This window comes from Pantoea sp. ICBG 1758 (genome assembly GCF_002928325.1).
Classification (GTDB): domain Bacteria; phylum Pseudomonadota; class Gammaproteobacteria; order Enterobacterales; family Enterobacteriaceae; genus Pantoea; species Pantoea eucrina.
This window is the reverse complement of sequence record NZ_POWL01000002.1, coordinates 196,268-213,729: the sequence shown is the minus strand read 5'-3', so window position 1 is coordinate 213,729 and position 17,462 is coordinate 196,268. Positions and strand designations below refer to the sequence as shown.

The following is a 17,462-nucleotide window of genomic DNA, read 5'->3' as shown; positions in this document are numbered from 1 at the left end:
CCACCACCCCCGGATAGGGCTCAGATTTTACCGTTTTTTTCGCGTTCAGCGACTTCTGCGTTTAACTCTTCCAGCTTAGCAGACATTATTTCACGGCAGTGGGTCGCCAGCTTACGCACAGAGGTGGTCTCAAACTGTGCGGTATCGACCGGTGGCAGCATCTCTACAATCACCAGGCCATTCTTCCAGCGATTCATATTAATTTTGCCATGCGTATTGGAGACGACGATCGGGATAATGGGTACGCCAGCGGCGACGGCAGCGTGAAACGCGCCGGTCTTAAACGGCAGCAGGCCACGTCCGCGGCTGCGCGTGCCTTCCGGGAACATCCAGAATGAGATACGCTTCTTTTTAAATTGCCCGACAATCTCTCCGATAGTGCCGTGCGCTTTCGCCCGGTTGTCGCGATCGATCAGCAGGTTGCCTGTCAGCCAGTAGAGCTGCCCGAAAAACGGGATCCACAACAGGCTCTTTTTGCCCACGGTAACGGTGGTCGGCTGTACGATTTTCGCCGCCGTGATCATGTCATAGTTGTTCTGATGGTTTGCAATATAGATAGCATTACCGTAATTCGCCGCCTCAGGAGGCTTACGCAGCTCAACTTTAACGCCCAGCACTCCGGAGAGTCGGCCAAAAAGATGGCCAAACGTCGCGACATGGCGCGGGTTGCGCGGCGAAAACAGGCACCAGATGCTGCCGAAGACACAGACCAGTACGGAATAGATGATAATAATTATCGCGCGTAAAATTAGTAACATAGCGTCCTCAAAAAAATACTCCTTCGCAGATAACCCGATTACTCTGCACTTGCGTCACGCTTAGGGCGTGCCGGCGCGTTGACTTCAACGCTGTCAATACGCTGCAGGCCGCGTGATACGCTGCCGCGACGGCCGCGATCGGCACGCACTTTCTGCAGATCTTCATCGCGCAGGATCAGCTTACGTTTACCCACATAGAGGGTAAGAGTGCTGCCCGGCGTCAGAATCAGTAGCCACTGCAGCCGGTCGGCACCGGAGGCAGCATCTGCGGCAGGAATTGAGATAATTTTATTGCCTTTGCCTTTAGACATTTGCGGCAGGTCAGCCACCGGGAACATCAGCATTCTGCCCGCCTGGGTGATTGCCAGCAGCATGTCATCGCCGGAATTGACCGCCAGCGGCGTCATGACGCGCGCATTCTCCGGCAGCGTCAGCAGCGCTTTACCGGCGCGGTTGCGCGATACCAGATCGGCAAAGGTACAGATAAAGCCATAGCCGGCATCAGAGGCCATCAGCAGCTTCTGATCGTCCGCTTCCATCAGCACCTGCTCCATCACTGCGCCCGGCGGAAGCGTCAGCTTGCCGGTCAGCGGTTCCCCCTGCCCGCGCGCCGACGGCAGCGAGGTGGGATCGAGCGTATAGCTGCGGCCGGTGGAGTCAATAAATGCCACCGGCTGATTGCTCTTGCCGCGCGCCGCCGCCCGATAGCTGTCTCCCGCTTTATAGCTCAGGCCGGCAGGGTCGATATCGTGCCCTTTGGCGCTGCGCACCCAGCCCATCTGCGACAGCACAATGGTCACCGGCTCAGCGCTCACCAGCTCATTTTCACTCAGCGCTTTCGCCTCTTCGCGCTCGTGCAGCGGCGAGCGGCGCTCGTCGCCGTATGCCTGGCTGTCAGCCTGCAGCTCTTTCTTCAGCAGGCTGTTCATTTTCCGCTCAGACGCCAGCGTGGCCTGCAGCTGATCGCGCTCTTTCTCCAGTTCGGCCTGCTCGCCGCGGATCTTCATCTCTTCGAGTTTCGCAAGATGACGCAGCTTCAGCTCCAGAATCGCTTCGGCCTGCGTTTCGCTGATTGCAAAGCGCGACATCAGGACCGCTTTGGGTTCATCTTCACTGCGGATAATGTGGATCACATCATCAATGTTCAGAAACGCGACCAGCAGCCCCTCAAGGATATGCAGGCGGCGCAGCACGCGCTCCAGCCGGTAATTCAGACGGCGCGTGACCGTATCGCGCCGGTAGACCAGCCATTCAGAGAGGATCTCCAGCAGGTTTTTCACTGCCGGACGGTTATCCAGACCAATCATGTTCAGGTTAACGCGGTAGCTCTTCTCCAGATCGGTGGTGGCGAAGAGATGGTGCATGACCTGATCGAGATCGACGCGGTTAGAACGCGGCACAATCACCAGCCGCGTCGGGTTTTCGTGATCGGATTCGTCGCGCAGATCCTCAATCATCGGCAGTTTTTTGTTACGCATCTGGGCGGCGATCTGCTCCAGCACGCGCGCGCCGGAGACCTGATGCGGCAGCGCAGTGATCACTGCCTCACCCTCTTCTTTTTTCCAGACAGCGCGCTGACGTACCGATCCACGCCCGCTCTGGTAGATCTTGCGGATCTCTTCACGCGGCGTGATGATCTCTGCTTCCGTCGGATAGTCAGGACCCTGCACAATATCCAGCAGCTCATCCAGCGTGGTTTTGGGTTTGTCGATCAGCCGCACCGCGGCTTCAGCCACTTCGCGCAGATTGTGCGGCGGGATATCCGTTGCCATGCCGACGGCGATACCGGTGGTGCCGTTAAGCAGAATGTTGGGCAGCCGCGCCGGCAGCATTTTGGGTTCCTGCAGCGTGCCGTCAAAATTCGGGATGTAATCAACCGTGCCCTGGCCCAGCTCGCTGAGCAGCACTTCCGCATATTTAGAGAGGCGCGATTCGGTATAGCGCATCGCGGCAAAAGATTTGGGATCGTCCGGTGCGCCCCAGTTACCCTGACCATCAACCAGCGGATAACGATAGGAGAACGGCTGCGCCATTAATACCATCGCTTCGTAACAGGCGCTGTCGCCATGCGGATGATATTTGCCCAGCACGTCACCGACGGTGCGCGCTGACTTCTTAAATTTGGCGCTGGCGCTCAGGCCCAGCTCTGACATGGCGTAGACGATACGGCGCTGCACCGGCTTCAGACCGTCACCGATATAGGGCAGCGCGCGATCCATAATCACATACATGGAGTAGTCCAGGTACGCTTTTTCGGTAAACTTGTGCAGGGCAAGACGCTCTGCACCATCCTGCGTCATTTCGCTCATTACGTTTGCATCCTCACTTCGTGGCCCGCACCGGCGGGTCATTTGGCGAGGATAGTACCTTATTCACGCGAGTTAGTCACAGAGAAGCCGTGTCTCTGCGGCAGAAAGGTTTGCGTTAAAAAACAACAGCGCAGCAGGCGGATCCGGCCGCTTTTGCCCTTTGATAAAACCGCTGATTTTGCTGCAGAAAACCCGGTGTGACGTCATACCGCATCAGGGCACTTTACCCAGCCACGCTTGCTGGATCGCCGCATATTCGCCCGTGGCAGTCGCCAGATGCAGCCACTGATCCACGTAGAGTTTCCAGCTCATATCATCGCGCGGCAGCATGTAAGCTTTTTCACCATACTGCATCGGCTTATCCGGATTAATGGCGCATAGCGACGGATAGTGCTGCTGCTGAAACTGCGCTTCAGACGCGTCGGTGATCATCACGTCCGCTTTTTTATCCGCCAGCTGCTGAAAGATGGTCGTATTCTCTGCCAGCTGCAGCGTAGCCTGCGGCAGATGGCTGTGCACGAACGCTTCGTTAGTGCCTCCGGCAGGCTCGATGACCCGCACCTCACGCCGGTTTATCTGCTCAATGGTCTGATAGCGCGCTTTGTCCTCGCAGCGCACCAGCGGGATTTTGCCATCTGTGCCGAGCGGCCGCGCAAACCAGGCGATTTTCTGACGCTTCAGCGTGACCGATACGCCGCCCAGCGCGATATCGCACTGGCGGGCAACAAAATCGGCGCTCAGTTTTTTCCAGGTGGTCGGCACCCACGCGACTCTGGCGCCCAGGCTGGCGGCCAGCGACTCCGCCATGCTGATATCCAGCCCTTCATATTTTCCATCACTGCGCAGAAAGCTGTAGGGCTTATAGTCGCCAGTGGTACAGACGCGCAGCGTCTGCTGCTGCTGAATGAGATCGAGACGTGACTGCGCCTGAGCCGTGCCCGCTACCAGCAGCAGCGCGATAGTGATCTGTTTTTTCATAGCCTCTTCTTATTTTAATTCCGGGTTGCGCACAGAGTGTTTCACACGCCGGAGCATTATTGCTTTATAAGCAACAGTATTGTGACCCGTGGCACGTTTTTCCCCGCAACTTTCGCGCGTAGAGTGTGCCGTATCAAACTAACATTCAGGTGCAAAACAGTATGAGCAACATTCTGATCATTGACGGTGGCAAAACCTTTGCTCACTCAAAAGGCGAACTTAACCATACGCTGACCGACGTCGCGGCCAGTCAGCTGCGCGATCTCGGTCATCAGGTCTCTGTCACGCTGGCCGACAGTAACTACGACGTCGCAGAGGAGATCCAGAAGTATCTGGACAGCGATGTGGTGATCTATCAGATGCCGGGCTGGTGGATGGGCGAGCCGTGGACGGTGAAGAAATATATCGATGAGATCTTTACCGAAGGTCACGGCAAACTTTACGCCAGCGATGGCCGCTCACGCAGCGACGCCAGCAAAAAATATGGTTCCGGCGGCCTGATTCAGGGTAAAAAATATATGCTGTCGCTGACGTGGAACGCGCCGCTGGAAGCCTTTACTGAAGCCGATCAGTTCTTTGAAGGCGTGGGCGTGGATGGCCTTTATCTGCACTTCCATAAGGCCAACCAGTTCCTCGGAATGGAGGCGCTGCCCACCTTTATCTGCAACGACGTTATTAAACAGCCCGATGTGCCACGCGATATTGCGCGTTATCGGACTCATCTCAGCGCAATCTTTGCTTAACTGTAAGCACAACGGGAAAAGAGGAAGCGCTATGTTAACAGTCGTCGCTGAAATTTGTGTTAAACCGGGCCGTCGTCAGGCGGTGCTGGATGCCATCAATGAGCTGATTCCGGCGGTACTGCAGGAAGAGGGTTGCCATCAGTATGATGCGCTGCTCGACCATCAGGCGCAGGTGCCGTGGAAACAAAACTCACCTGACTCCATTTTTATGCTGGAGCAGTGGGCCTCGCTGCGGGCGCTGGAGCAGCATCAGCAGATGCCGCATATGGATGCACATCGCGCCCGCATCAAAGACGACGTGGTGGATGTAAAAATCCTGGTGCTGGAACCGGCCAGCTGATCCTCTCCTCAGGCAACGCTCTGGCTATGCCGGAGCGTCTGCCGCCCGAATGCTTAAATCAGCTGCTGGCGCTGGATTTTCTCCTGCAGGAAATCGAGAAAGCAGGTGACGCGCGAACTCAGCGTCTGGTTGCGATAGTAGACGGCGTGCACCGGCAAACGTAGCTCCCGGGTTTCGCTCGCCAGCACATCCATCAGCCGCCCCTGTTCGCGATCTTCCCGGCTGACAAAATCAGAAAGCCTGACAATACCCAGCCCCTGCAGGGCCAGCTGGCGCAGCGTTTCGCCGCTGGAGGCGGTCAGGGTGGGTTTAATACGCAGAAACTCCCCCTCCTGCTGCCAGACGGGCCAGATGTTATGGGTATCCAGCTGGCTGAACCCGATCAGCTGGTGCTGGCTCAGCGCGGCTACGCTATCGGGTATGCCATGTTTTGCCAGATAGTCCGGACTGGCTACCAGTCGCGTCGCGCTGCTGCCTAACACCCTGGCGCGCAGCGTCGAGTCGCGTAGTTCGCCAATGCGAATAGCGATATCCGTTTGCTGTTCCAGCAGATCGATAACGATGTCGTCGGTGTTGAGTTCAAGTTCAATTTGCGGATAGCGTTGCCGGAACTCCGCCAGCAGCGGCACGATGACGTGCAGCATAAAGGGGGTATTGGCGTTAATGCGCAGTCGCCCGGCAGGCGTCTCACGGCGGCGGGCTATCTGCTCTTCGGCCCGCTCAACGGAGGTGAGGATCTGGCGGGCGTGCTCAAGAAAAATCGCGCCCTCATCGGTCAGCGCCAGACGGCGCGTGGTGCGGTGCATCAGCGTGGTCTGTAACTTACTCTCCAGCCGGCTGAGCGCGCGGCTGATACCGGAGGTGGTCTGCTCCAGCTGTTCTGCAGCGGCGGTGATCGAACCGCTGTCGACCACCGCCACCCAGGCGCGCAGCTCTTCGAGAGTAATTTTCACCGTGTTATCCTCAGCGCGCGTCGCCGTCATTAAACGTCGAGATCGGCGAGATCGCCTTTCTCCTGTAGCCAGTTGCGGCGATCTTCGGAGCGTTTCTTCGCCAGCAGCATATCCATTACGCGCAGAGTCTGCTCAATATCCTCATCGGCAATGGTCAGCTGTACCAGACGCCGGGTATTTGGATCGAGCGTGGTTTCGCGCAGCTGCAGCGGGTTCATTTCACCCAGTCCTTTAAAACGCTGTACGTTCGGCTTGCCTTTTTTCCGCTTCAGCTGCTCCAGCACGCCCTCTTTTTCATCTTCATCCAGCGCATAATAGACCTCTTTACCGAGGTCGATACGATAGAGCGGCGGCATCGCAACATAGACGTGTCCCTGCTGCACCAGTGAACGGAAGTGCTTCACAAACAGCGCGCACAGCAGCGTGGCGATGTGCAGGCCATCGGAGTCCGCATCCGCCAGAATACAGATTTTGCCGTAGCGCAGCTGGCTCAGATCTTCGCTATCCGGGTCGATACCAATCGCTACGGAAATGTCATGCACCTCCTGCGACGCCAGTACCTCATCAGAAGAGACTTCCCAGGTGTTCAGGATCTTTCCCTTCAGCGGCATAATCGCCTGGTATTCGCGATCGCGTGCCTGCTTGGCCGAGCCGCCCGCTGAGTCACCCTCAACCAGGAACAGCTCGGTTTTATTCAGATCCTGGGCGGTGCAGTCTGCCAGCTTGCCCGGCAGCGCCGGCCCGCTGGTGAGTTTTTTACGCACCACCTTTTTCGCCGCGCGCATACGGCGCTGCGCGCTGGAGATCGCCAGCTCAGCCAGCATTTCTGCCGCCTGCACGTTCTGATTCAGCCACAGGCTGAACGCATCTTTCACCACCGCCGACACAAAGGCCGCGCACTGGCGCGAGGAGAGACGCTCTTTGGTCTGACCGGCAAACTGCGGATCCTGCATTTTTACCGATAACACATAGGCGCAGCGATCCCAGATATCTTCCGCTGACAGCTTAACGCCGCGCGGTAAAATATTGCGGTATTCGCAGAATTCGCGCATGGCATCCAGCAGTCCCTGGCGCAGACCGTTTACGTGCGTTCCGCCCTGCATGGTCGGGATCAGGTTAACGTAGCTTTCCGTCAGCAGCTCGCCCCCTTCCGGTAACCACAGCAGCGCCCAGTCTACCGCTTCCACGTCACCGGCAAAGCTGCCCGTAAACGGCGTTTCCGGCAGCGTGGGCAGCCCGTTGACCGCCTCACTCAGATAATCGGTCAGACCATCCTGATAGAGCCAGGTCTGCTCGCTGTTGTTCACCTTATCTTTAAAGACAATCTCAACGCCGGGACAGAGTACCGCTTTCGCTTTGAGCAGGTGTTTCAGGCGCGATACGGAGAAGCGCGGGCTGTCGAAGAAGCTGACGTCAGGCCAGAAATGCACGCTGGTGCCCGTGTTACGTTTGGCGACCGTACCTATCACTTTCAGGTCTTCAACCTTTTCGCCATGCTCAAAAGCGATACGATACACTTCACCATTACGCCGTACGGTCACTTCCACCCGCGTGGAGAGCGCGTTGACAACCGAGATGCCCACGCCGTGCAGGCCACCGGAAAACTGATAGTTTTTACCGGAGAATTTACCGCCTGCGTGCAGCCGGCACAGGATCAGTTCAACGGCCGGTACGCCCTCTTCCGGATGGATATCCACCGGCATACCGCGCCCGTCGTCGATCACTTCCAGTGACTGATCGGCGTGCAGGATCACCTCGACCCGGCTGGCATGGCCCGCCAGCGCTTCATCGACGCTGTTATCGATAACTTCCTGACCCAGATGGTTTGGCCGGGTGGTATCGGTATACATACCCGGACGGCGACGCACAGGCTCAAGGCCGGTCAGGACCTCAATCGCGTCAGCATTATAGTTTGATTGGCTCATTGTATTTGTCTGATGAACAAGAGAAAAAGGAGCCCATGACGCAGCTTAGGAGAGGGATAAACCCAGAAAATCTACTATCTGCGTAAAATGGCGTTCAAATCCGATAAAGGCGTGATTGCCGCCCGCTTCAACCGTCTGCCGGCATGCGCTGTAGTAATTCAGTGCCTGGCGATAGTCGAGGATCTCATCGCCGGTCTGCTGCAATAGCCAGAGCAGATCGGGCGCATCAAGCGGGTCAATCTGCATCACTTTCAGATCGTAAATATGGCGTGACTCTAACACATATTGCTGGCCGGTGTAGGGATTACGGTTCTCGCCCAGATAATCCGTCAGCAGCTCAAACGGGCGTACCGCCGGATTCACCACCACCGCTGGCAGCATAAAACATTGCGACAGCCAGGTCGCGAAATAGCCGCCCAGCGATGAGCCAACCAGCCCCAGCGGTTCGCCGGTATGCTGCATCACTAACTCTTCCAGCAGGCTGGCGGCCTCCTCCGGAAAAGCGGGCAGCTGAGGCACCAGAACATTAATGTGCGGCTGCGCTGCGGCGCACCACGCCTGCAGCTGCGTCGCTTTGGCTGACTGCGGCGAGCTATTAAATCCGTGCAGATAGAGCAGCGTGGCCATTAATCAGTACCCATCTGAGTCAAGGTCCGGCCGGAACATATCGCTTTGCAGGCGATTCACTTCCGTCTCCAGTGAGCCATCCGCCGCTAATGTCAGCCAGCGCCAGCCGGGGGCCAGCGTGTCAATGGTGAAACTGGTGCAGTGCGGTTTGAACTGGACGCAGGTAGAAGGCGAGGCCAGAACCCGGCGCCCCTGCCAGTGAAGATCGAGCTCCTGATGAATGTGGCCACATACCAGATGCTGCGCCTGCGGAAAAGCCTGTAACACCGCTTCCAGCTGGTGCGGGTTACGCAGGCTATGCTGATCGAGCCAGGTACAGCCGGAAGGCACCGGATGATGGTGCAGCAGGATGAGCGAGTGCCGCCCAGGAAACCGCGCAAGTGACGCTGCCAGCCACTCCAGCTGATAGTCGCTCAGCATGCCGTGTGGCACGCCAGATACCTGGCTATCGAGCAGCAGTAGCTGCCACTGCTCCCCCAGCAGAACATGTTTATCTGCCGCTATGCCTGCTTCGGCGAGGGTATTCACCATGGCTGGCTGGAAATCGTGATTACCGGGCAGCCAGACGCATGGCTTTTGCAGGCGGGCAATACCGGCAACAAAATGCTGGTACGCTTCCACGGTATGATCCTGCGCCAGATCGCCGGTCGCGATAATCAGATCATATTCGTGCTGCTGTGCCGCGATAGCATCCAGCACCGCATCGAAGCTCGCCCAGGTGTTAACCCCCAGCAAAGATTGGTGCTTCCCCGCGAAGAGATGGGTATCAGTGATCTGCAGGATCCGGATTGCGGATCCTGGTGCCGCAGGAAAAGTGAGCAGGCTATCCAAAGCGTTTCCTTAATCTCCACGCCATCAATGCGTCAGACGCGTTTAGCAAACAGGCACGGCCAGAGCACCGTGCGCCAGGCAGTAGCGCAGCCAGTCAGCCAGAAACTGGTTAATCTGATGTTTTTCATCACGCTGATGCAATTTTTTATTAGGATAATCATAGCGTGCTTTAAAGCGATAGATCTGCTGTGTGGAACACACTTCAGCGACCATCGCATCGTGATAGAGCCGCACTGACATCGCGGGCAGACTCCAGTAGCTTACCGCCGGCGCCACCTGCCGGATTTCAACCAGCGTGGTATAACGCGTTGATTCTTCAATCGTCAGCTGATAACGGGCGCCGTTGACCTGATAGAGCACCGAGGCGCCTGCTTCATCACTGCGCGGCAGCAGGCGACGCAGCTGCGCGAAGTTCGTTTCGCACAGGCGCATCATTTCGGGAAAATCAGGGGTATAGCGCTGTTTCATTTTACCTTCCACTCACGTCGTAGTGTTTCATGGTGCAACGCCAGCCATTGCAGCGCAATGACAGAAGCTGCGTTATCAATAATCCCCTCTTCCACCCAGCGATAAGCCTGTTCGCGGCTCACCACATGTACGAGAATATCCTCATTCTCTTCCTCCAGCCCATGGTTCCCTTCTGCCAGGCTGGCATCCACTTCACCCACCAGCACCGACAACCGTTCAGAGGTGCCGCCAGGGCTGGCTAAATAACTGATAACCGGTTTCACGCGCCCGACATTCAGGCCCGCTTCTTCCTGTGCTTCGCGTCGTACGACCTCTTCCGGCGTTTCTCCGGGCTCAATGATACCTGCCACCATCTCCAGCAGCCAGGGTGTGGCGCTGGAATCAAGAGCCGGAATGCGGATCTGTTCGATTAAAACGACTTCGTCGCGCAGGGGATCATAGGGTAGCAGCACGGCGGCGTGTCCGCGCTCGAAAACTTCACGCACCACTTCACCACTCATTCCGCCATTAAAAAGGCGGTGGCGAAAGCGATAGCTGACGATGGAAAAAAAACCGTCATAACGGGTATCGCGTGCAATAATTTCTACATCGTTTTTTGTGAAAGTCACAGGGGATTTTTTTTCGCCCGCCATCGTCTGGTTCCTTATGCAGATTGGGATAGAGCATCGAAAAGCCAACCCTTGTGCTCCATCCGAGTGGTTCTTTCTGAATTATTTACGTAAATTAGGGAAAGAAGGCACGTTCAGCCAACCTATCTCTGACAGCGCCTCTGTAAAATCGGCGATTATTTTTTTGGCTTAGCAGCAGCACTTTTCGCGTCACAGGCTGCAACAAAAGGAATGCAAATGAAAAAACTGCTCCCATTTTTTATTGGACTGAGCCTGGGCGGATTCAGCCTTGCCAGCCAGGCAGAAAACCTGCTGCAGGTTTATCAGCAGGCGCGCCTGAGCAATCCCGATCTGCGTGCCTCTGCCGCCGATCGCGACGCTGCGTTTGAAAAGATCAACGAAGCGCGCAGCCCGTTGCTGCCGCAGCTGGGCCTGGGTGCAGATTACACCTATAACAACGGCTATCGTGATAGCAGCGGCCTGAATACCACCACCAAAAGTGCCTCGCTGCAATTAACGCAGACGATTTTTGATATGTCAAAGTGGCGCAGCCTGACGCTGCAGGAAAAAACTGCCGGCATACAGGATGTCACCTACCAGGTTGCGCAGCAGGATCTGATCCTCAATACCGCTACCGCCTATTTCAACGTGCTGAATGCGATTGATACGCTCTCCTATACCGAAGCGCAGAAACAGTCCATTTATCGCGAGCTGGATCAAACCACGCAGCGCTTTAATGTCGGCCTGGTGGCGATTACCGATGTACAGAACGCCCGCGCCCAGTATGACAGCGTGCTGGCGAATGAAGTGACGGCCCGAAACACGCTGGATAATGCGGTTGAATCGCTGCGTCAGATCACCGGGATGGACTACCTCTCCCTGGCCTCGCTGAGCATCGACCGCTTTAAAACAGCACGGCCTGATGCGGTCGCCAGCCTGCTGAAGCAGGCTGAGAGTCGCAACCTTAACCTGCTCTCTGCGCGCCTGAGCCAGGATCTGGCTCGTGAGCAGATCCGCTATGCTGAATCGGGCCATATGCCTACGCTGGATCTGACGGCGTCGACCGGTCTGTCTAACAATAAATATAGCGGCAGCCGGGCGAATCAGAGCATCACCAATAACGACTCGATCTCGGGTTCAAATCAGGTCGGCCTGAGCTTCTCATTACCGCTCTACAGCGGTGGTTCAGTGACCTCGCAGGTGAAACAGGCGCAGTACAACTTTGTCGCCGCCAGCGAACAGCTGGAAGGCGCGCATCGCAGCGCGGTGCAGACCGTACGCTCCTCGTTTAACAACGTGAATGCGTCAATCAGCAGCATTGATGCGTACAAACAGGCAGTGATCTCTGCGCAAAGCTCACTCGACGCCTCTGAAGCAGGCTATCAGGTGGGTACCCGTACGATTGTTGATGTACTGGACGCGACCACTACGCTGTTTAACGCTAAACAGCAGCTCTCTAACGCGCGCTACAGCTATCTGATTAACCAGCTGAATATCAAATATGCGCTGGGTACTCTCAATGAGCAGGACCTGCAGCAGCTGAACAGCGCGCTGGGCAAAGAGGTGACGACCTCACCTGAAGTCGTCGCGCCGGAAAATAGCCAGCAGACTGCACAGGCCGACAGCGCACCGCAGGCGGCAGCTTCCGCTCCGGCGGCGTCTGTTCAGCCGGCAGCGCGCAACAGCGGCAATCCATTCAGCCGCTGACAGCAAAAGGGGCCCCTGCGGCTCCTTTCGCATTTGAACGTATAGCTACGTAAAGATCCGCGCCCTGTCAGGCTTCACGCTTTAAATCCCCCCTCGCATCACCTATCCTGACTGCAACTCTGGGTACAGGATAATCACTATGAAACGGACAAAAAATATCCGTCATGCCGCTTTTCGTAAAGGCTGGCAGGCACGTCATCTTACGCCCGTCGCGCTGGCGGTCACTGCAGTATTTATGCTGGCAGGCTGCGAACAGAGCGACGAAACAGTTTCGCTCTATCAGAATGCTGACGACTGTGCGAAAGCCAATCCGGATCAGAGCGGTCAGTGTAAAGCCGCTTATAACAATGCGCTGAAAGAGGCGGAGCGCACCGCGCCTAAATATGCCTCACGCGAAGATTGCGTGGCGGAATTTGGCGAAAATCAGTGCCAGCAGGCACCGGCTCAGGCGGGTGCGGGCACCACCGCAAACAATGCCGAAGCACAGCACAGCGGCGGCTTCTGGATGCCGCTGATGGCTGGCTACATGATGGGACGTATGATGGGCGGCGGCGCCGGTTTTGCTCAGCAGCCGCTGTTTTCCCCTAAAACGCCTGCCAGCCCGGCTAACGGACAGTTCGTAGACGCCGCCGGTAAAAACTATGGCTCAGCGACCTCTGGCCGTACCATGAACGTGCCTAAAACCGCCATGGCACCTAAACCGGCCACGACCTCGACCATTACCCGCGGTGGCTTTGGTGAGACGGTCGCGAAGCAAAACAGTATGCAGCGCAGCAGCGCCAGCGGCACCAGCAGTCGCTCGCTGGGAGGCTAAGCGCCGTATGCAACGTATTGCTATCAGCGAACGCCCGGACTGGCGCGCAAAAGCCACTGAATATGGCTTTCAGTTTCACACGATGTATGGTGAGCCTTACTGGTGTGAAGAGGCCTATTATCAGTTCACGCTGGCACAGGTAGAGACGCTGGAAAGCGTTACGGCAGAGCTGCATCAGATGTGCCTGCAGGCGGTGGAAAAAGTGGTTAACAGCGATGCGCTGCTGACCCGCTTCTGCATTCCGAAACACACCTGGGAGTTTGTCCGCGAATCCTGGGCTCAGCGTCAGCCTTCGCTCTATTCCCGTCTGGATCTGGTGTGGGATGGCAGCGGTGAGATCAAGCTGCTGGAAAACAACGCCGACACGCCGACGTCACTCTATGAGGCCGCTTTTTTTCAGTGGATCTGGCTCGAAGATCAGCTCAAAGCGGGCAACCTGCCGGCGGGCAGCGATCAGTTTAACAGCCTGCAGGAGAAGCTGATTGAGCGGTTTGCGGTTCTGCAGCAGCAGCACGGCTTTAACTGGCTGCACTTTGCCTGCTGCCGTGATACGGAAGAGGACCGCGCGACGGTACAGTATCTGCAGGATTGCGCCACAGAAGCGGGACTTCCCGGCGAGTTTCTCTATATCGACGAGATTGGACTAGGGGAAAAAGGCCAGTTTACCGACCAGCACGATCGCGTCATCAGCAACCTGTTCAAGCTCTACCCCTGGGAGTTCATGCTGCGCGAGGTGTTCTCGACCAAGCTGGCCGATGCCGGCGTACGCTGGCTGGAACCCGCCTGGAAAAGCATCCTCTCCAATAAAGCCCTGCTGCCGCTGCTGTGGGAGATGTTCCCGGACCATCCCAATCTGCTGCCCGCCTGGTTTGCAGATGACAGCCAGGCGCCGCAGATGGATAAATATGTGGTGAAGCCGCTCTTCTCCCGTGAGGGCGCCAACATCCGTATTATTGAAAACGGCAACGAAATTGCGCGCGCTGACGGTCCCTATGGCGAAGAGGGTATGATTATCCAGCAGTTCTGCGCGCTGCCCCGATTTGGCGACAGCTATACGCTGATTGGCAGCTGGCTGATAGACGATCAGCCGGCGGGGATTGGCTTACGCGAAGATCGGGCGCTGATCACCCAGGATCTGTCGCGCTTCTATCCGCATACTTTTATCGGCTAACCTGGTGGCGCATTCCGGTGCGCCCCCTTCCGGCCTGCGACGCCGCGGGCCGTTATCCCACCTGCGCTGACAGCATACTGATTGCGCCCATCTCCATGCCCTCAACCGGCACGCTGACCGCCTCACCCGCTGCGCGTGCGCCCAGAATATAGAGCAGCGGCAGATAGTGTTCAGCCGTCGGATGCGAAAGCGCCGCGCCCGGATGCTGCTGATAGTTAACCAGCGGATGATCGGCTGCCGGCGCGTCGCTGGGCAGATTATCGCGCACATACTGGTTAAACGCTTCGGCCCATGGATACGCCGGCGCACTCCCCTGCCACTGCAGCTTGCGCAGGTTATGTACCACGTTGCCGCTCGCAACCAGCAGGATCCCCTCATCGCGCAGCGCAGCCAGCTTACGTCCGGCCTCAAAATGCCATGCGGCGGGCCGGGTACTGTCCACGCTGAGCTGCACCAGCGGAATATCCGCCTCAGGATAGATTTTGGCCAGCAGGCCCCACGAGCCGTGATCGAACCCCCAGCTCTCATCTTTTTCTGCCGCCGGCAGCAGCTCCGTTACGCGCTGCGCCAGCGCAGGCGATCCGGGTGCCGGGTAGCGCACGTCAAACAGCGCCTGCGGAAATCCGCCGAAATCGTGAATAGTGCGTGGCTGTTCCATGGCGGTTACCCGAGTTCCGCGCGTGTACCAGTGCGCGGAAATCGCGAGAATAGCGCGCGGGCGCGGCAGATCTCTGCCCAGCTGCTGCCATACCCGGGTATAACGGTTCTCTTCCAGCACGTTCATCGGGCTGCCATGACCCAGAAACAGAGCAGGCATACGGCCATCACACATTTTCACACCTCATCGCTGTTGCTTTCATAAGCGTCACAATACGCGCTTGCCAGGCCACTTAAACGCGGAGAAGCGTGATAATGTCTGTCAGCAAATTTGAATAAGCGTGAACGACATAACTTTACGCTTAATAACTCGATATTTTATAAGGTTAATTATAATGTAACTGGTAATCATTATCATCATGGAGCTTGCTATGTCGGTGCCTTTACTGCTCACTATTCTGGCCGGTGGTGCCACCTTTATTGGCGCCCTGTTTGGCATTCTCGGTCAAAAGCCGTCAAACCGTCTGCTCGCCTTTGCGCTCGGCTTCGCCGCCGGCATTATGCTACTGATTTCGCTGATGGAGATGCTGCCAGCGGCGCTGCATACTGCGGGAATGTCACCGATGCTGGGATACGGTATGTTTATGCTCGGCCTGATCGGCTATTTCGCGATGGATCGCCTGCTGCCGCATCAGCATCCGCAGGATCTGATGGCCACTCAGGGTCGTCCCGTTAACCTGAAGCGAACTGCTGTGCTGCTGACGCTGGGCATCAGCCTGCACAATTTTCCTGAAGGGGTCGCCACCTTTGTTACTGCCAGCAGCGATATGGAGCTGGGGCTGGGCATCGCTTTAGCCGTGGCCATCCACAATATTCCTGAAGGACTGGCGGTTGCCGGGCCGATGTACGCGGCGACCGGTTCCAAAGCCAAAGCGCTGTTCTGGGCCTGTATTTCCGGTATGGCGGAGATCCTGGGCGGCGTCATTGCCTTTCTGCTGCTCGGTCCGGCGCTGTCGCCGGTAGTGATTGCTGCCATTATGGCCGCCGTCGCAGGGATTATGGTCGCACTTTCGGTGGATGAACTGATGCCGCTGGCGCGCGAAATCGATCCGCACAATAACCCGAGCTATGGCGTGCTGTGTGGGATGACGGTGATGGGGCTGAGTCTGACGCTGCTGCAGACCGCCGGCGCGGGCTGATTTCCCGCCCTCCGGCTGGTCTGCTTTTGTATGCCAGCTTTAGCTGGCCTGACGGGTCTCACGCTGGCGGCGGTAAGCCACCAGATCTTCAATGGTCACCACGGGCATATCATGCTGCTGCGCAAACGCGATCGCTTCAGGGGCGCGCGCCATGCTGCCATCGTCGTTAGTCAGCTCGCACAGGACGCCAGCCGGCCTGAAGCCCGCAAGCGTGACCAGATCGAGCGTGGCCTCGGTATGACCGCCGCGCGTCAGTACGCCACCTTCGCGCGCGCGCAGCGGGAAAACGTGTCCCGGACGGTGCAGGTCAGCCGGTTTAGCGTTATCAGCAATCGCGGCGCGGATAGTGGTGATGCGGTCAGCTGCAGAGACGCCGGTGGTCACCCCCGCTGCGGCTTCAATCGTAACGGTAAATCCGGTGCCGTAAGAGCTGGTGTTGTTCTCTACCATCATCGGCAGATCGAGCTGCTGGCGGCGGGCCTCATTGATGCAGAGGCAGACAATGCCGCTGCCGTGGCGGATAGTCAGCGCCATCTGCTCTGTGGTCATGGTCTCGGCGGCAAAAATCATATCGCCTTCGTTCTCGCGATCTTCATCGTCAAGAACCATCACACCGCGACCGTTACGCAGTGCGTCAAGTGCACGTTCTACACGCTGTTCCGGCGTGCCAAATTCAGAAAGAAGCGTCTGATTCATGGTAATTAACCTTAAAATATTATGAGTTACCAGAACCAGGGCGAGCTTAGGAGTGCGTGAAAAATACACATGGCAAAAACGTGACGCGGGCATAAACCCGGCTGATGTCGTTACCCTCTCCCATCCGGACTTTAACCGTCGGCCCCGGAATCACACCGGATCTGCTGTCCTTTTGCACGGTCGCAAAAGCGCTCGCGGGCTTTCAGCAGAAGCTGATTTACCGCCGGTGGGGAATTTCGCCCCGCCCTGAGAATAAGCAAAATCACTATAGCGTTATTCACCGGGACGGGCAATCGACAAAAGTGCAATTGCTTTTGCACATCATGCGTTGCGGATTTCGGGTTTAACCTTTTTGGTTCTGGCATTACACTTACTTCTTGTACCGTCGGAAAACGTGCTGCTCACAGCCACCGCAATCAGGAAATAACCATGATCGACACAAAAAAAATTGAACAACTGGCGCGCCAGGTCCATGAAGCGATGCCGAAAGGCATCCGCGACTTTGGCGACGACGTGGAGAAGAAAATCCGGCAGGTTCTGCAGGCGCAGCTGACCCGTATGGATCTGGTTAACCGTGAAGAGTTTGATGTGCAGACTCAGGTCCTGCTGCGCACCCGCGAAAAGCTGGCAGCCCTGGAGCAGCGTCTGGCTAAACTGGAGAGTGAAAGCCCGGCGGCACCGGCGCCAGCAGTGGTGACGCCCGATCCGGCCGGTAAAATCGATACGCCACAGTAAATA

General features: G+C 57.1%; 18 protein-coding genes and 1 riboswitch. Of the genes, 7 read left to right on the top strand and 11 right to left on the bottom strand.

What is annotated here, in order from left to right:
- Positions 1-20: 20 nt before the first annotated feature.
- The 3 genes from C1Y41_RS10605 to C1Y41_RS10595 form a co-directional block, all read right to left on the bottom strand.
- Positions 21-758, bottom strand: coding sequence for a 1-acylglycerol-3-phosphate O-acyltransferase (locus C1Y41_RS10605; RefSeq protein ID WP_039380186.1), 738 nt, complete (start codon positions 756-758; stop codon positions 21-23).
- Positions 759-796: 38 nt separating this feature from the next.
- Positions 797-3,067, bottom strand: coding sequence for a DNA topoisomerase IV subunit A (gene parC / locus C1Y41_RS10600; protein ID WP_104085428.1), 2,271 nt, complete (start codon positions 3,065-3,067; stop codon positions 797-799).
- A 213-nt stretch (positions 3,068-3,280) separates the two neighbouring features.
- Positions 3,281-4,045 (bottom strand): transporter substrate-binding domain-containing protein, encoded by a 765-nt coding sequence (locus C1Y41_RS10595; protein ID WP_104085427.1) that lies wholly within the window; start codon positions 4,043-4,045, stop codon positions 3,281-3,283.
- A gap of 161 nt (positions 4,046-4,206) precedes the next feature.
- Between C1Y41_RS10595 and C1Y41_RS10590 the strand changes: the two genes are divergently transcribed.
- Positions 4,207-4,788 carry an NAD(P)H-dependent oxidoreductase gene (locus C1Y41_RS10590; protein WP_071669235.1) on the top strand — a complete coding sequence of 194 codons (582 nt, stop codon included), beginning with the start codon at positions 4,207-4,209 and terminating at the stop codon, positions 4,786-4,788.
- Positions 4,789-4,819: 31 nt separating this feature from the next.
- Complete coding sequence (locus C1Y41_RS10585; protein ID WP_039380197.1) at positions 4,820-5,128, top strand: putative quinol monooxygenase; 309 nt, start codon at positions 4,820-4,822, stop codon at positions 5,126-5,128.
- Between the two features lie 53 nt (positions 5,129-5,181).
- Here the strand turns inward: C1Y41_RS10585 and C1Y41_RS10580 are convergent, their stop codons facing one another.
- From C1Y41_RS10580 to nudF, 6 genes are read right to left on the bottom strand one after another with little or no spacing between them, the layout of a single operon-like run.
- Positions 5,182-6,081: a LysR substrate-binding domain-containing protein gene (locus C1Y41_RS10580; protein WP_039385639.1), complete on the bottom strand. Its 900-nt coding sequence runs from the start codon at positions 6,079-6,081 to the stop codon at positions 5,182-5,184.
- 29 nt (positions 6,082-6,110) lie between these two features.
- Positions 6,111-8,006 (bottom strand): DNA topoisomerase IV subunit B, encoded by a 1,896-nt coding sequence (gene parE, locus C1Y41_RS10575; RefSeq protein ID WP_039380200.1) that lies wholly within the window; start codon positions 8,004-8,006, stop codon positions 6,111-6,113.
- Positions 8,007-8,051: 45 nt separating this feature from the next.
- Entirely contained in the window at positions 8,052-8,633 is a 582-nt protein-coding gene (yqiA, locus tag C1Y41_RS10570; protein WP_039380202.1) for an esterase YqiA, read from the bottom strand.
- 3 nt (positions 8,634-8,636) lie between these two features.
- On the bottom strand, positions 8,637-9,464 hold the full coding sequence (gene cpdA, locus C1Y41_RS10565) for a 3',5'-cyclic-AMP phosphodiesterase (protein WP_039380205.1): 828 nt from the start codon (positions 9,462-9,464) through the stop codon (positions 8,637-8,639).
- A 42-nt stretch (positions 9,465-9,506) separates the two neighbouring features.
- A complete protein-coding gene (locus tag C1Y41_RS10560) occupies positions 9,507-9,932 on the bottom strand; it encodes a DUF1249 family protein (protein ID WP_039380208.1) in 426 nt (141 codons plus the stop codon).
- Positions 9,929-10,564 (bottom strand): ADP-ribose diphosphatase, encoded by a 636-nt coding sequence (gene nudF, locus C1Y41_RS10555; protein ID WP_039380210.1) that lies wholly within the window; start codon positions 10,562-10,564, stop codon positions 9,929-9,931. Before nudF ends, C1Y41_RS10560 begins: the two co-directional genes overlap by 4 nt.
- Before the next feature lie 213 nt (positions 10,565-10,777).
- Between nudF and tolC the strand changes: the two genes are divergently transcribed.
- The 3 genes from tolC (at position 10,778) to C1Y41_RS10540 (ending at position 14,232) form a co-directional block, all read left to right on the top strand.
- Positions 10,778-12,247, top strand: a complete 1,470-nt coding sequence (gene tolC / locus C1Y41_RS10550; RefSeq protein ID WP_104085426.1) for an outer membrane channel protein TolC — start codon at positions 10,778-10,780, stop codon at positions 12,245-12,247.
- Positions 12,248-12,386: 139 nt separating this feature from the next.
- Positions 12,387-13,061: a DUF1190 family protein gene (locus tag C1Y41_RS10545; RefSeq protein WP_039380215.1), complete on the top strand. Its 675-nt coding sequence runs from the start codon at positions 12,387-12,389 to the stop codon at positions 13,059-13,061.
- Positions 13,062-13,068: 7 nt separating this feature from the next.
- Positions 13,069-14,232 carry a glutathionylspermidine synthase family protein gene (locus tag C1Y41_RS10540; RefSeq protein WP_104085425.1) on the top strand — a complete coding sequence of 388 codons (1,164 nt, stop codon included), beginning with the start codon at positions 13,069-13,071 and terminating at the stop codon, positions 14,230-14,232.
- 52 nt (positions 14,233-14,284) lie between these two features.
- Here C1Y41_RS10540 and ygiD read toward each other — a convergent pair whose 3' ends face one another.
- Positions 14,285-15,064 (bottom strand): 4,5-DOPA dioxygenase extradiol, encoded by a 780-nt coding sequence (ygiD, locus tag C1Y41_RS10535; protein ID WP_169713297.1) that lies wholly within the window; start codon positions 15,062-15,064, stop codon positions 14,285-14,287.
- A 196-nt stretch (positions 15,065-15,260) separates the two neighbouring features.
- Here ygiD and zupT point away from each other — a divergent pair, with 196 nt between their 5' ends.
- Positions 15,261-16,028, top strand: a complete 768-nt coding sequence (gene zupT / locus C1Y41_RS10530; protein WP_039380219.1) for a zinc transporter ZupT — start codon at positions 15,261-15,263, stop codon at positions 16,026-16,028.
- Positions 16,029-16,067: 39 nt separating this feature from the next.
- On the opposite strand, the gene ribB is transcribed toward zupT, so the two are convergent.
- Complete coding sequence (ribB, locus tag C1Y41_RS10525; protein ID WP_039380221.1) at positions 16,068-16,724, bottom strand: 3,4-dihydroxy-2-butanone-4-phosphate synthase; 657 nt, start codon at positions 16,722-16,724, stop codon at positions 16,068-16,070.
- 108 nt (positions 16,725-16,832) lie between these two features.
- Positions 16,833-16,982, bottom strand: a riboswitch (FMN riboswitch).
- Between the two features lie 171 nt (positions 16,983-17,153).
- On the opposite strand from ribB, the gene C1Y41_RS10520 reads away from it, so the two are divergent.
- Entirely contained in the window at positions 17,154-17,459 is a 306-nt protein-coding gene (locus C1Y41_RS10520) for an accessory factor UbiK family protein (RefSeq protein ID WP_034828368.1), read from the top strand.
- The last annotated feature ends 3 nt before the right edge of the window (positions 17,460-17,462 follow it).

Coding starts and splice junctions, on each gene's coding strand:
- parC (WP_104085428.1), bottom strand. CDS start 3,067: ATGAGCGAAATGACGCAGGATGGTGCAGAGCGTCTTGCCCTGCACAAG.
- ribB (WP_039380221.1), bottom strand. CDS start 16,724: ATGAATCAGACGCTTCTTTCTGAATTTGGCACGCCGGAACAGCGTGTA.
- C1Y41_RS10585 (WP_039380197.1), top strand. CDS start 4,820: ATGTTAACAGTCGTCGCTGAAATTTGTGTTAAACCGGGCCGTCGTCAG.
- C1Y41_RS10520 (WP_034828368.1), top strand. CDS start 17,154: ATGATCGACACAAAAAAAATTGAACAACTGGCGCGCCAGGTCCATGAA.
- tolC (WP_104085426.1), top strand. CDS start 10,778: ATGAAAAAACTGCTCCCATTTTTTATTGGACTGAGCCTGGGCGGATTC.
- C1Y41_RS10590 (WP_071669235.1), top strand. CDS start 4,207: ATGAGCAACATTCTGATCATTGACGGTGGCAAAACCTTTGCTCACTCA.
- zupT (WP_039380219.1), top strand. CDS start 15,261: ATGTCGGTGCCTTTACTGCTCACTATTCTGGCCGGTGGTGCCACCTTT.
- ygiD (WP_169713297.1), bottom strand. CDS start 15,064: ATGTGTGATGGCCGTATGCCTGCTCTGTTTCTGGGTCATGGCAGCCCG.
- C1Y41_RS10540 (WP_104085425.1), top strand. CDS start 13,069: ATGCAACGTATTGCTATCAGCGAACGCCCGGACTGGCGCGCAAAAGCC.
- C1Y41_RS10605 (WP_039380186.1), bottom strand. CDS start 758: ATGTTACTAATTTTACGCGCGATAATTATTATCATCTATTCCGTACTG.
- C1Y41_RS10560 (WP_039380208.1), bottom strand. CDS start 9,932: ATGAAACAGCGCTATACCCCTGATTTTCCCGAAATGATGCGCCTGTGC.
- nudF (WP_039380210.1), bottom strand. CDS start 10,564: ATGGCGGGCGAAAAAAAATCCCCTGTGACTTTCACAAAAAACGATGTA.
- parE (WP_039380200.1), bottom strand. CDS start 8,006: ATGAGCCAATCAAACTATAATGCTGACGCGATTGAGGTCCTGACCGGC.
- C1Y41_RS10545 (WP_039380215.1), top strand. CDS start 12,387: ATGAAACGGACAAAAAATATCCGTCATGCCGCTTTTCGTAAAGGCTGG.
- yqiA (WP_039380202.1), bottom strand. CDS start 8,633: ATGGCCACGCTGCTCTATCTGCACGGATTTAATAGCTCGCCGCAGTCA.
- C1Y41_RS10595 (WP_104085427.1), bottom strand. CDS start 4,045: ATGAAAAAACAGATCACTATCGCGCTGCTGCTGGTAGCGGGCACGGCT.